The sequence below is a fragment of the Nocardioides soli genome (assembly GCF_014191495.1).
Taxonomy (GTDB): Bacteria; Actinomycetota; Actinomycetes; order Propionibacteriales; family Nocardioidaceae; genus Nocardioides; species Nocardioides soli.
In genome coordinates this window covers 558,063-571,134 of sequence record NZ_JACHWR010000003.1, presented here as the reverse complement: position 1 = coordinate 571,134, position 13,072 = coordinate 558,063, and the positions used below count along the sequence as shown (strand labels likewise).

The 13,072-nt window shown below is 71.7% G+C and carries 9 protein-coding genes; 1 reads left to right on the top strand and 8 read right to left on the bottom strand.

The genetic code is table 11. From position 1 onward, the window contains the following. Positions 1 to 196: 196 nt before the first annotated feature. The 5 genes from FHU40_RS21560 to FHU40_RS21540 form a co-directional block, all read right to left on the bottom strand. Positions 197 to 3,337: a DUF7507 domain-containing protein gene (locus FHU40_RS21560; protein WP_183594395.1), complete on the bottom strand. Its 3,141-nt coding sequence runs from the start codon at positions 3,335 to 3,337 to the stop codon at positions 197 to 199. Positions 3,338 to 3,570: 233 nt separating this feature from the next. Beyond that, entirely contained in the window at positions 3,571 to 4,491 is a 921-nt protein-coding gene (locus FHU40_RS21555; protein WP_221200095.1) for a glycine betaine ABC transporter substrate-binding protein, read from the bottom strand. A 121-nt stretch (positions 4,492 to 4,612) separates the two neighbouring features. Further along, on the bottom strand, positions 4,613 to 5,539 hold the full coding sequence (locus FHU40_RS21550; RefSeq protein ID WP_183594393.1) for an ABC transporter permease subunit: 927 nt from the start codon (positions 5,537 to 5,539) through the stop codon (positions 4,613 to 4,615). Continuing rightward, positions 5,536 to 6,780, bottom strand: coding sequence for a betaine/proline/choline family ABC transporter ATP-binding protein (locus FHU40_RS21545; protein ID WP_183594391.1), 1,245 nt, complete (start codon positions 6,778 to 6,780; stop codon positions 5,536 to 5,538). The genes FHU40_RS21550 and FHU40_RS21545 overlap by 4 nt, the downstream gene beginning before the upstream one ends. Before the next feature lie 395 nt (positions 6,781 to 7,175). After that, positions 7,176 to 7,994 carry an APH(3'') family aminoglycoside O-phosphotransferase gene (locus FHU40_RS21540; protein WP_183594389.1) on the bottom strand — a complete coding sequence of 273 codons (819 nt, stop codon included), beginning with the start codon at positions 7,992 to 7,994 and terminating at the stop codon, positions 7,176 to 7,178. Positions 7,995 to 8,121: 127 nt separating this feature from the next. Between FHU40_RS21540 and FHU40_RS21535 the strand changes: the two genes are divergently transcribed. Continuing rightward, entirely contained in the window at positions 8,122 to 9,135 is a 1,014-nt protein-coding gene (locus FHU40_RS21535; protein WP_183594388.1) for an RNA polymerase subunit sigma-70, read from the top strand. Positions 9,136 to 9,232: 97 nt separating this feature from the next. Here FHU40_RS21535 and FHU40_RS21530 read toward each other — a convergent pair whose 3' ends face one another. From FHU40_RS21530 to FHU40_RS21520, 3 genes are read right to left on the bottom strand one after another with little or no spacing between them, the layout of a single operon-like run. Beyond that, positions 9,233 to 10,423 (bottom strand): acyl-CoA dehydrogenase family protein, encoded by a 1,191-nt coding sequence (locus FHU40_RS21530; RefSeq protein ID WP_183594387.1) that lies wholly within the window; start codon positions 10,421 to 10,423, stop codon positions 9,233 to 9,235. After that, a complete protein-coding gene (locus FHU40_RS21525; RefSeq protein WP_183594386.1) occupies positions 10,420 to 11,565 on the bottom strand; it encodes a CaiB/BaiF CoA transferase family protein in 1,146 nt (381 codons plus the stop codon). Before FHU40_RS21525 ends, FHU40_RS21530 begins: the two co-directional genes overlap by 4 nt. Then, positions 11,562 to 13,070 (bottom strand): aldehyde dehydrogenase family protein, encoded by a 1,509-nt coding sequence (locus tag FHU40_RS21520; protein WP_183594385.1) that lies wholly within the window; start codon positions 13,068 to 13,070, stop codon positions 11,562 to 11,564. The genes FHU40_RS21525 and FHU40_RS21520 overlap by 4 nt, the downstream gene beginning before the upstream one ends. Positions 13,071 to 13,072: the final 2 nt, after the last annotated feature.

Here is a 13,072-nt window from a genome sequence, read left to right as displayed (position 1 = left end):
GGGCGTCGCGGGTTTCACCGGCCGACCGCCGGAGCCCGCGCGACACGCCGGACCGATACGGCGTGTCGCGCGGGTTTCGGCTGCGAAGCAGGAGCCTGGACGCTGCCGTGACCCCCGACCCAACCGCCTGGGCGGGTGCACCCGGGTCAGGGACCAAGCGCGGCGCCGCCCCGGGAGCGGAGCGGCACCCCTCACCTCAGCGGCGGTGGTGGCGCCGCGGGACCGCCTTGGCGACGACGACCTGGTAGCGGGTGTAGTGGAAGTGCCCGTTCGGGTAGACGACGCGATCGGTGCAGGTGACCAGGAGGAGCCGGTGAGGTCCGGTGGTGGAGAAGTAGCGGGCCGGGATGCCCGTGGTCCTCGCGAAACTGGCCTTGCTGACGACCTTGAAGCGGTGCACCTTGCCCAGCGACGCGACATCGACGGGCTGCCCGAGCCGCGCCTGGCTGAGGCGGCGTAGCGCGCCCGGCCGGTCGTGTCGGTCGGAGACGTGACCGCCGATGACGGTGGTGCCGATCTTGTCGCCGTAGCCCGCCGACTTGCGCAGCCAGGAGACCATGCCGACGTCCCCGGGCAGCTCCATCTGACCACGGGTGACTCCCGCGGTGAGCACGGCCGCGTTCAGGCGGATCGCTCTGGCGTGGACCCGAGGGAGTGTCGTCCTGGCCCTCGTCGATGGGAGGAGGGTGCCGGAGAAGCCGCCGTTGACGGTCGGTGCCTGGTAGGCGGGCTTCGCCACGGTCAGGGTCTCGGCCTTCTGCCCGCACGGGTGTCGGCCGGCACCGTTGTTCGCGCTGGCCTTGGTCTTGACGCGCCAGGTGTAGACGCCTGGAGCGGACACGCTGACGGCCGGCGACTTCGACCAGCCCCTACCGGCGCGCCAGGTCACGGTCCTGGCGACGTGCTGGCCCTTGCACGTGGCGGCACCGCGGCTCACGAAGGGGCCGTAGAGCCGGGCCGTGGCCTTGACCTTCGTGCCCTTGACGATGCCGCGCAGGCGCAGCCGGTCGTGGAACCTCTGTCCTGGCGTGACCCGCTTGTCGGAGACACGCGTGGTGAGCCGGGGCGCGGAGCGGGCTGCCTGGGGGAACCCGACGATCGCCGCGTCCGGCGGCGAGGGTACGGCGGTGCCCTGGGGGTCTCGGGCGGTAGCGACTGCCGTGTTGTCCACGTGGCCGGCACGGATGTCTGCTCGGGTCAGCGTGTACGTGGCGGTGCAGGTCGTCGTCGCTCCCGGCGCGAGGGTCGTGACGGGACAGGTGACGGGGCCGAGCGTGCCGGTACCGGAGAAGTCGGTCTCACCGACGGTGAGACCCGTGACGGTGGTGTTGCCGGTGTTGGTGACCTTGAACCGATAGGTGACCACGTCGCCTGCCTCGTGGCCTGACGATCGAGCGTCCTTGGCCAGGTCGAGCTGCGGGCTCTGCAGGACGGGGACGACGGCGTCGTCGGGTGGGCTGAGCACCGGTCCACCACCGGGGTCGGTGCCGGTGGCGCGGGCGGTGTTCGTCAGTGGCGTCTCGCGGTCGATGTCGGCCTGGGTCACGGTGTAGCGGGCCGAGCAGAGCGCGCGCTGGCCCGGAACGAGCGTGGTGCGGTCGCAGACCGGTGGGGTGATCGGTGCGCCGGTGCCGTTGAAGGCGCCTTCGGCGATGGCGATGTTCGAGACGGTGGTGTTGCCGGTGTTGGTGACGACGAACTCGTAGTGGACGACCTCGCCCGCCTTGAGCGCGATCGGCGGCAGCGCCGTCTTCACGATGCTGAGCCCGGGGATCCCGCCGGTGGGGACCTCGGCGCTGTCGTCGTTGGAGACCACCGGCCCGCCGCTGGGGCCGGTCCCGGTGGAGCGGGCGGTGTTGGTGATCGTTCCCGCGGTGACGTCGGCGGCCTGGACGGTGTACGTGGCGGTGCACGTCACCGAGAACCGCGGCAGCAGGGTCGTGACCGGGCAGGTCGGGGTGCTCATAGTGCCCGCGCCGGAGAACGCGACCTCGTTGACGGCGATGTTGGAGACGATGGTGTTGCCGATGTTGGTGACCACGAAGGAGTAGGTGAGGACCTGTCCGGCGGTGAACGAGCCTGCGTCCTGCGGCGAGACGGACTTCACGAGCTCGAGTGCGGGCGCCGGGCTCCTGGGGGCGTTGGTGACGACGCAGGTCCAGGCGGCGCGGGAGTTCGGCGTGAAGGTCCACGTGGCGATGGCGACCGACGGGGTCGCCGCCGCCGGCAGCCCGCTGGTCGTGCAGCTGAGGCTGCCCTGGTAGTCGCCGGGTTGCGACGGGGCGGCGTCGGTGAGGCGGTCCGCGATGACATAGGTGCGTCCGTACTCGACCGGCTGGTTGATCGACGTCGCGGTCGTCTGGGTGCCGGAGGTGGTGACGGAGTTGACGATCGTCCCGGATGCGTTGACCAGCTCGACACGGAACTGGTCGTCGGGCACGAGGCGTCCGCCGACCTGCTTGACGAGGGTGACGGTGGGGATCTTGTTGGAGCGGCAGCGCGCGCCGTCGTTGGAGGAGGCCGCCGGCCCGGCGGAGAGGAAGATGTTGGTGACGTCGGTGGGGTTGACCCGGTAGATGTTGCCGCCCTGATTGCGCGAGGCGTAGAGGTAGGTGTCGTCGCTGTAGACGGCCCCGAAGGTCGAACCGGACGCCATCCCCGTGAGGATGCCGCGGTTGGTGAAGGTCCGACTGGTGAGGTCGAACGAGACCAACCGAGCGTCGCCGGTGCCGTCGGCGCGTGGTGCGACGCCGTAGAAGACCCCGTTCAGGTAGACCCAGTCCCCCGGGATGAGCAGGTTCGCCGGAGCGGCGGCCGTTCCGGAGGCGGTGGTCCGGGGCGCGTCCGGGTTGCTCATGTCGATGCGGAGCCACCTGCCGGTCTGGTTGTCCATGATCCAGAGGTTGCCGTCCGCGTCGAAGTCACCGACGTTGTAGTCGATGCCCCGGAAGCTGTCGCCCGTGTTCGCGGGTACGCCCAGGTTCGTCAGGGTCAGGTCGGCGGAGATGCGCACGAGGGTGTCCGTGCGCAGGTTCCAGGCGTACATGTAGTCGTCCGCGGTGTTGTAGGCGACCGCGTTGACGGCGTCGGCGGTCGCTCCGGCGGTGGTGTAGGCACCGCTGACGAGGTCGATCGACTGGACCTGGTGCGGCGGGTTGAGATTGTTCGGCGACTGGAACAGATAGGCGGCGTCCCCGCAGTCCCAGGGCACCTCGGCCGCCTGCGCCGGTGGGGAGAAGGCGGTCTGGACGACGACCAGACCGACGACCGCCATGATCATCGAGACGAAGCCCGCCGCGGCCCGCCGTGCTCCCCGGCCCTGGACTCGACACGCCATGAGGCTCACCCACCAGCCCGAACTGGTTGCCGGGTCAGCCCCTCCCGGTTGGCCCGTGGTAGCTCCGACGGTAGACCCGAGACCGGGCCCTGACCACACCCACGTGGGTCAAATGCACCGGATCGTTCGGGCGGCGACCGCCGTGCCCCGCGACCCGCACGACGACGGTCCCAGGTCACGCCGAGAGCGCCCGAGGGCCGCCCGTGTCGGACGGCCCTCGGGTGACGAACGGATCAGCCCCGGAGGCTGTCCAGCACGTCCTGGTGATCCTTCTTCCACGCGGCCACGGCCTCCGCCTCCTTGCCCTGGCCGAACTCGTTGACGACGAGATCCTCCAGAGCGCCGTACTGCGCGTCGTCGAGCTTGAGGTTGCTCATCATCTCCGCGATCTCGGGGTGGTCCTCGCCGAAGCCCTCGCGAGCGAGCTCGTGCAGGCCCTCGGCCTCGCCCAGCGCGCCCTCGGGGTCCTCGAGGTCCCTGACCGGGAACGCGCTGTTGGCCCAGAACGGCCGCCACAGCGTCACCACGATGTCCTTCTCGGCGTCGGTCGCCTTCTTCAGCTGCGCCAGCATGGCCGTGGTGGAGGACTCCACGAGCTGGAAGTCGTCCTCGAGGCCGTAGGCGGGCATCACGGAGCTCTTGGTCGTCTCCGTCAGCCCGGCGCCGGGCTCGATCCCGATGATCTTGCCGCCGAGGTCGTCCGCGTGGTCCGGGAGGTCGGCGATCGAGTCGATGTCGGTGTACTCCGGCACCGCGAAGGTCAGCTTCGCCCCGTCGTAGTAGGCGCCGAGGTCCTCGATGTCGTCGGCGTACTTCTTCATGTAGGACTGGTGCGTCACCTCGGGCCAGGCCGACGGGTAGACGTCGATGTCGCCCTTGGCGAGCCCGGCGTAGAGCGGCGCGGCGTCCGCGAGCTCCTGGATGGTGACCTCGTAGCCCTCCTCCTCGAGGAGGTCCTTCCACAGGTACGCCGTGCTCAGCCCGTCCGTCCACGACGGGATGATCCCGAGCGTGATCGACTTGTCGGCGCTGGAGCCACCGTCCTTGGCCGCTCCGCTGTCACCGTCGTCGCTGCCGCACCCGGCGGCCAGCAGGCTCAGACTGAGCACCGCGGCCACTGCACTTCCGACTCGCTTCGTCATCTTCTTCGGCATGGTTCGTCGTCCTCTCGCTCTTTCTTCACTCACTCTGGGTTCAGTTGTGTGCTGCGCGCGCCGGCTTGCCCGGGCACGCGCCGTCCCGAGAAACGTCTGGTGCTGCGGCGGGTGACTCGGCTCAGCCGGCTCGCGCGACCGCCCGCGCGTCGGCCCGTGCCGCGGCCGCGGCGCGGAGGCGGCGTACGACGCCCGCGCGGCTGCGATCGGCGCTCAGAGAGGCGGTGACCCGGTCGAGGTAGATGGCCAGGATCACCACGGACAGCCCGGCCTCGAAGCCCAGGCCGATGTCGAGTCGCGAGATCGAGGTCGTGACCTGGCTGCCCAGTCCCCCGCCGCCGACCAGGCCGGCGATGACCGCCATGGACAGGGCGAGCATGATCACCTGGTTCACCCCCGCCATCACGGTGGGCATGGCCAGCGGCAGCTGGGTCTCGCGCAGGATCTGGCGCGGTGTCGCCCCGAACGCGTGGCCGGCCTCCACGACCTCGGCGTCCACCTGCCGGATGCCGAGCTCGGTGAGCCGCACCCCCGGCGGCAGCGCGAAGATCACCGTGGCCACCAACCCGGCCGGCGCACCGATGCCGAAGAGCATCACCACCGGCACCAGCCACACGAAGGCGGGCATCGTCTGCATCAGGTCGAGCACCGGCCGCACCAGACGGCTGAACCGACTCCAGCGGGCGGCCGCGATCCCGACCGGGACGCCGATCACCAGGGCGACCACAGTCGCGAAGAACACCAGGGCGAGCGTCTCCATGGTCGGCTCCCACTGGCCCATGCCGATCACGACGGTCAGCCCGACCAGCGATCCCAGCCCGACCTTCCAGTCGCGGACCAGCCAGGCCAGCAGCGACAGGATCACGACCATCGCCAACGGCGCCGGTGTGTTGAGCAGGTCGGCGAGGCCGTCGACCGTCGACTCGATCAGGTCCGAGAGCCGGTCGAAGAAGTCGCCGAACCGGCCCAGGACCCACTCGAAGACGGACTCGCTCCAGTCGCCGATCGGGATGCGCGGCACGCCGTCGACCGTCTCCCACGCGTTCACGCGCCCACCCCCACGTGCTCGCGGCGGGCCGGATCGTCGTCGGGTGGCACGGTCGTGACCTCGGGCGTCGTGCCCGCCCCCAGCGCGCTCAGCAGGGTCACCCGCGGAATGACCCCCAGCAGCCGGTCCCCCTCGCCGATCACTGCGAGCGGGATCGCCGTGTCGGCGGCCGCGGCGAAGAGATCGGCGAGCGCCGTGTCGGGGCCCGTGGAGACCGCCGGACGGAGGACGTCGCCGAGCACGTCCGCGCCTCGGCGTACGGCGTCGGCCGCGTCGTCCTCGGTGACGACGCCGCGCAGGCGCCGGTCGCGGTCGACGACCATCAGCGAGCTCACCTGGTGCTCGCGCATCAGCCGATGCGCGGCCCGCGGCCCCTGCTCCGACCTCAGCACCGCGACCGGTGGCTCCATGACCGACGAGGCGGTCAGCACGCGCGTGCGGTCGACGTCCTGGACGAACTGCGCGACGTAGTCGTTGGCCGGGTCGTTGAGGATCTGCTCGGCGGTGCCGATCTGCACGATCCGCCCGTCGCGCATCATCGCGACCCGGTCCCCGAGCCGCATCGCCTCGTTGAGGTCGTGGGTGATGAAGAGGATCGTCTTGTCGAGCCGATGCTGGAGCTCGACCAGCTGGTCCTGCATCTCCCGCCGGATCAACGGGTCCAGCGCACTGAACGCCTCGTCCATCAGCAGCACCTCGGTGCCCGCCGCCAGCGCCCGTGCGAGGCCGACCCGCTGCCGCATCCCGCCGGACAGCTCGCCGGGCATCGACCCGCCCCAGCCGCCGAGGCCGACCAGGTCGAGCGCCTGCTCGGCCCGCCGCTCCCGCTCCGACCGGCTGAGGCCCTGGATCTTCAGGCCGTAGGCGGCGTTCTCCCCCACCGTGCGGTGCGGCAGCAGCGCGAAGTGCTGGAACACCATGCTGACCTGCTCGCGGCGCAGCTGGCGCAGCCCCGCCGTACCGAGTCCGAAGACCGTCCGGCCGGCCACCTCGATCCGGCCCGCCGTCGGGGTGAGCAGGCCGTTGACCATCCGGATCAACGTGGACTTGCCGGAGCCCGACAGGCCCATGACCACGAAGATCTGACCTTGCTCGACCTCGAACGACGCGTCGATGACCGCGGCCGTGTAGCCGTCGCTCCTGAGCCCCTCCCGGTCCTCACCGCGCCTCAGACGCTCGACCCCTCTCTCCGGTCGACGTCCGAACACCTTGTAGATCTCATGGGCCTCGATCAACGGCACGCGCAAGGGCTCCTCAGGATGCAGTGGACATCGACCTCCCGCCGACGTCGCTCCAACCGGCCAGGCATGTCCATCGCACCGAGGTCCCGAGTCACCCCGTCCTACGACCGGGGAGCACCCGCTACGCCGGCGCTCCTGCCGGACCAGCCCAGCACGCTAGTCCGGACCTCACGCGTCCGCAAATAACAGAGCTCTCCCCCGCTGGAATCGGACGGCGGTCGAGGTGCGAGAACGGCCGGTCCGTCACGGTGGTCGAGGTGCGAAAACGACCAGGCCGTCACGGTGGTTGAGGTGCGAGGGCCGCCAGGCCCGAGCCTCGAAACCACCGGGTGACCACGCCACCGCCTATGGCCTGACACCGGCGCTCCGACAGGCGCAGATCGGCCGGCCTCGGCCTAGCCCGGCCAGGTCAGGGGGTCGAGCAGCAGGTAGAAGCGCTGCCGCCCGGCGTCGAGGTCGATCCCATACCGTACGGCGAAGTCGCGATCGGCCCTGCGTGCAGCGCCTTCGTCGGGCCACGTCTCCCGCGCGTTCGCCAGCAGCAGCGCGATGTCGGCGTACGGGTCGGCGCGGCCGAGTCGTCCCAGGTCGATCAGCCCCGAGACGCCCAGCGTCTCGGGGTCGACGAGGATGTTCGGCAGGCAGAAGTCGCCGTGACAGACGACGTGCTCGCGGTCCTCCTCCTGGCGGCGTCGCGGCAGCTCGTCCTCGACCCGCCGGAGGATCTCCGCCGGCGCGGCTCGTTGCAGGTCGTCGGGCAGGAACTCCGGTTGCACGCGGTCCTCCGCCACCGTCCGGCGCGCGACCGCCATCATCACCGCGAGACTCCTGTCGAAAGGGCAGCGTGCCACCGGGACCTCGTGCAGCTCGCGCAGCATCGTGGCGATCGACGGCCACGCCCGTCGCAGCATGTCCGCATCGAGCCGATCGGCCGGCACGCCGGGGACCGCACGAGTCACCAGGCAGGCGCCGTCGTCGGTCGCCTGCCAATCGAGCACGGAGGCGACGGGCAGTCCGGCCTCGCCGAGCCACGAGATCCGGTCCCGCTCAGCGGCGAGAGTCTCCGACTCCTCGACGGGGACGAGCTTCGCAAAACGCGCCCCTTCGCGATCGTGAAGCACCGTCGCGCCCGACTCCCCGGTCTCGACCGGGACCCACGCCGATCCGTCCACGGGCAGCAGCGCCGCGACCGCGATCGACGCGTTCACCGACATCCGCCCAGTATGCCGTGCCGAGGGGCGTGCGGGTTCTCAGCACCACACGGCAGCCCGAGTGATGAGTTGTGGCGCTCGCGTCCGTCATACCTGCGACGAGGCACGCGGAGACGGAAGGATCGACGTGATGGGTGCAGACCTGCGGTTGGAGGAGCTCGACATGAACGCGAACGATCTCGGCGAGATCGACGAGCCGGCGTTCTCGAGGCTGGCGGAGCGGCACCGGCGCGAGCTGCACGTGCACTGCTACCGGATGCTCGGGTCGTTCCAGGACGCCGAGGACGCCGTGCAGGAGACGTTCCTGCGCGCCTGGCGGCGGCGGGAGACCTTCGAGGGGCGGTCGACGTTCCGGGCCTGGCTGTACCGGATCGCCACCAACGCCTGCCTGGACCTGCTCGCCCGGCGACGCCCGGAACCGGCGACCGGTGGCGAGGTGCGGTGGCTGCAGCCCTACCCGGACCGGCTGCTCGACGAGCTCACCGCCGACGACGCGGACGAGCCGGAGGCCGTCGCCGTCGCCCGGGAGACGATCGAGCTGGCGTACCTGGTCGCGGTCCAGCATCTCGCGCCGCGCCCGCGGGCGGTGCTGATCCTGCGCGATGTGCTCGGCTGGCCGGCCAAGGACGTCGCGGAGCTGCTCGGGGACTCCGTCAACTCCGTGAACAGCGCGCTGCAGCGCGCCCGCGCCGGCATGCGGGAGCACCTGCCCGCCGAGCGGCAGGACTGGACCGGCGCCGAGGACGACACCAGCACGCGCGACCTGGTACGCCGCTTCGCGGACGCGAGCGTGGCCACGGACATCGACGCGATCGCGGCCATGCTTCGCGACGACGTCCGCTGCTCGATGCCGCCCACGCCCGGCCTGTACGTCGGCCGCGACGCCGTCGTGAACGACTGGCGCGAGGACGGCTTCGAGGAGATGACGGGACTGCGCGCCGTACCCACCGCCGTCAACCGGCAGCCCGCCCTCGCCTTCTACCACTGGCGGGATCCGGAGCGCGCGTACCTGCCCCTGACGCTCGACGTCCTGCGCGTCAGCGGCGGGGCGATCACCGAGATCGTCACGTTCCACGCCGACCAGTTCCCGCGGCTCGGACTGCCGGAGCGCCTGCCTGCGGACGACACGAGCAGTCCGGCGTAGTCCGGCGTCGTCCGATAGGTCGGGCGTCGGATCCGACCATAGCCGGCAACCCCTGCGGGGCGCCCGGCCGTTCGTCGTAGGCGCTGGGTGGTGCGGATCAGCGGAACGCGGACTGCCCGGTGAGCACCTGCCCGAGGACGAGCGTGTGCATCTCGGTCGTGCCCTCGTAGGTGAGGACGGACTCAAGGTTGTTCATGTGCCGGATGACGGGGTACTCGAGCGAGATGCCGTTGGCGCCGAGGATCGTCCGGGCGGTCCGGCAGATCTCCAGCGCCTCCCGGACGTTGTTGAGCTTGCCGATGCTCACCTGCTCGGGCTCCAGCACGCCGGCGTCCTTGCGGCGGCCGAGGTGCACGGCCAGGAGGTAGCCCTTGACGTACTCGAGCGACATGTCGACGAGCTTCTGCTGGGTGAGCTGGAACGCACCGATCGGCTTGCCGAACTGCACCCGGTCGATCGCGTACGACCGCGCCGCCTCGATGCTGGACCGGGCCGCGCCGAGGGCGCCCCAGACGATCCCGAAACGAGCCTCGTTGAGGCACGACAGCGGCCCCTTGAGGCCGATGACCTCGGGCAGCACGGCCGATGCCGGCAGCCGCACGCCGTCGAGCACGAGCTCGCCCGTGGCCGACGCGCGCAGCGACATCTTGTGCTTGATCTCCGGAGCGGAGAAGCCCGGCGTGTCCGTGGGTACGACGAAGCCGCGGACCCCCTCGGGCGTTCCGGTCCACACGACGGCGACGTCGGCGTACGTCGCGTTCGAGATCCACATCTTGCGGCCGTCGAGGACCCAGTCGTCGCCGTCCCGGCGGGCGCGCGTGGTCATCGCGCCGGGGTCGGAGCCCACGTCGGGCTCGGTGAGCCCGAAGCACCCGATCGCGTCGCCCGCCGCCATCCGGGGCAGCCACTCCTGCTTGTGCTCCTCGCTCCCCCACCGCCAGATCGCGTACATCGCGAGCGAGCCCTGCACCGAGACGAGCGAGCGCAGCCCGGAGTCGGTCGCCTCCAGCTCCAGGCACGCGAGGCCGTACTCGGTGGCGCTCATCCCGGCGCAGCCGTAGCCCTCCAGGTGCATGCCGAGTACGCCGAGCGCGCCGAGCTCCTTCGACAGGCCGCGGACGTCGGGGATGCCGCCCTGCTCGAACCACTCGGCGATGTTCGGCTCGACCGACCGGTCGAGCATCTCGCGGATGGAGGCCCGGACCGATCGCTCGTCGTCGGTGAGCAGGGCGTCGAGGCCTGCCGGGTCCAGGGCGTCGATGCGGCCGGGCTTCATCGCAGCGGTCATGATTCTTCCTCCTCGAGCCAACGACGAATCTCGTCGCTGTGTTGTCCCAGGTCCGGGGGCGGGGTGTAGGTGGTGACGGGGTCGGCGGAGTAGCTGACGGGGTGCCGCACCTGCGCAGGTCGCCCGGCACCGACCTCGACGACGGGCCGCAGCCCGAGGTCGTCGGCGAGGGCGAACGCCCCGGCGAGGTCGCCCACCTGCCCGGCCGGCACGCCCACCGCGGCGAGCCGTTCGGTCCAGCCTGCGGCGGTGTCGGCGGCCAGCAGTCTCTCGAGATCGGCGGCCAGGTCGGCCCGGTGCGCCACCCGGGCGGCGTTCGTCGCGTACCGCGGGTCGTCGGCGAGCGACGGCTCCCCGATCGCGGTGACGAGGGCGCGGAACTGGCGGTCGTTCCCGCAGGCCAGCGCCAGGTGGTCGCTGCCGGTGCGGAGCAGCTCGTACGGCGCGATCGAGGGATGCGCGTTGCCGAGCCGCGGCGGCACCCCCGCTCCTGGTGTCAGGTACGACGATGCCTGGTTGACCAGCGACGTGAGCAGGCTCGACAGCAGGTTCACCTCGACGTGCTGGCCGACGCCGTCGCGGTGGCGCGAGTGCAGCGCGGCGAGGATGCCGGTGACCGCGTCCTTCGAGGTGAGCACGTCGACCAGGGCGACTCCCACCTTCATCGGCTCGCCGTCCGGCTCGCCGGTGACGCTCATCAGGCCGCCGACGGCCTGGACGAGGAAGTCGTAGCCGGGCAGCGCGGCCCCGGTGCCGCTGCCGAAGCCCGTGATGGAGCAGTACACGATGCCGGGCTGGTCGGCGGCGACCTGGTCGTAGCCGAGCCCGTACTTGTCGAGCGTGCCGGTGCGGAAGTTCTCGACCAGCACGTCGGCACGCCGCGCCAGCCGCTGCGCGAGCCGGCGGTCGTGCGGGTCCGCGAGGTCGAGGACGACCGACTCCTTGTTGCGGTTGCAGCTCTCGAAGTAGGCACTCGAGCTCGGCGTCCACGGTGGTCCCCACGCCCGGGTGTCGTCGCCGGTCCCGGGCCGCTCGACCTTCACGACCCGGGCACCGAGGTCGGCCAGGGTGGCCGTCGCCAGCGGACCGGCGAGGACCCGGCTGAAGTCGGCGACGAGCAGGCCCTCGAGCGGCATCGTCATGCGGTCTCCAGCCGGCCGTCGATCCGGCGCGGGACGCCCCAGGGGTTGTCCGAAGAGACGGCCTCGCGGACCGCGGGTGGGAGCAGCGGGTCCGGCACGGACTGGTAGGCGACGGGCCGGAGGAACCGCCCGAGCGCTCCCGCGCCGACCGAGGTCGCCGCCGGGTTCGACGTCGAGGGCCACGGGCCGCCGTGCTGCTGTGCCCAGGTGAAGGCCACGCCCGTCGGCCAGTCGTCGACCATGACCCGGCCGACCTTCCGCGCCAGCTGGGCGACCAGGGACGCCTCCGCCGGGTCCACCGATCCGTCGCCGGCGGTGAACACGGCACCGGCAAGACTCCCCTGCAGCCCGGCCAGCGCCGGCCCGAGGTCGTCCAGGGCGTCGTACTCGACGACGACGGCCACCGGGCCGAAGCACTCCTCGAGGACCCGGCTCCCGGGCGCCAGGGCCTCGAGCGGCGCGGACAGGACGGCGGCGTCCGCCGCCCATCCTGTCGGCGGACCGGGGACCCGGCCCACCACGGAGCACCCCGCCGCGACCAGGTCGCGGATCCCGCTAGCCACCCCGTCCGCGATCGCCTCGGTGAGCATCACGGCCGCGGGCGACGCGTCGGCGAGGGCGCGGGCGACCCTGGCCGGCACCTGCTCCCCCGCCGGGGCGAACATCAGGCCGGGCTTGGTACAGAACTGCCCCGCCCCCAGCGTGAACGAGCCGACGAACCCCTGCACGATCTCGTCGAGCCGGGCCAGCCCCGAGGGGGCGAGGACGACCGGGTTCACGGTGCCCATCTCGGCGTAGACCGGGATCACCACCTCGCGCTCGTTGGCCGCTCTCCAGAGAGCGAGGCCGCCGGCCTGGGAGCCGGTGAAACCGACGGCGGCCACGGCCGGGGACCGCACGAGGTCGATCCCGGCCTGGAGTCCGCTCACCATCGCGAAGGTGCCGTCGGGCGCTCCGGCCGCGGCCAGCGCCGTCCGCGCGATCTCCTCGAGCCGCACACAGGTCTGCACGTGGGCCGGGTGTGCCTTCGCAACCACGGTGCAGCCGGCGGCCAGCGCCGAGCCGGTGTCGTTGCCCAGCACCCCGAACCCGAAGGGGAAGTTGCTCGCGCCGAACACGGCGACCGGGCCGAGCGGCCGGTTCACCTTCACCAGCCGCGGCGTCGTGGGGGTCGCGTGATCGACGGTGACGTCGAGCCAGCTCCCCTCCTCCGCGACCTGGCCGTAGAAGCGGAGCTGGTCGGCCATCCGGCCGACCTCGCCGGTCAGTCGGTCCAGCCCGAGAGCGGTCTCGGTGTCCGCCAGCCGGGCGAGCTCGACGGTGTGCTCCTCGAGCGCCGCCGCGAGCGCGTCCAACCATCGCCGCCGGGTGCGGGGGGACGTAGCCGCCACCGCGTCCGAGGCCGCCGCGGCCCGGGCGACGACGGCCGCCAGAGCAGCTGCAGACGTATCCGCGAGCGCCCCCGCGACCCGGCCGTCGCGGGGCCGATAGCTCGTCGTCGTCACTG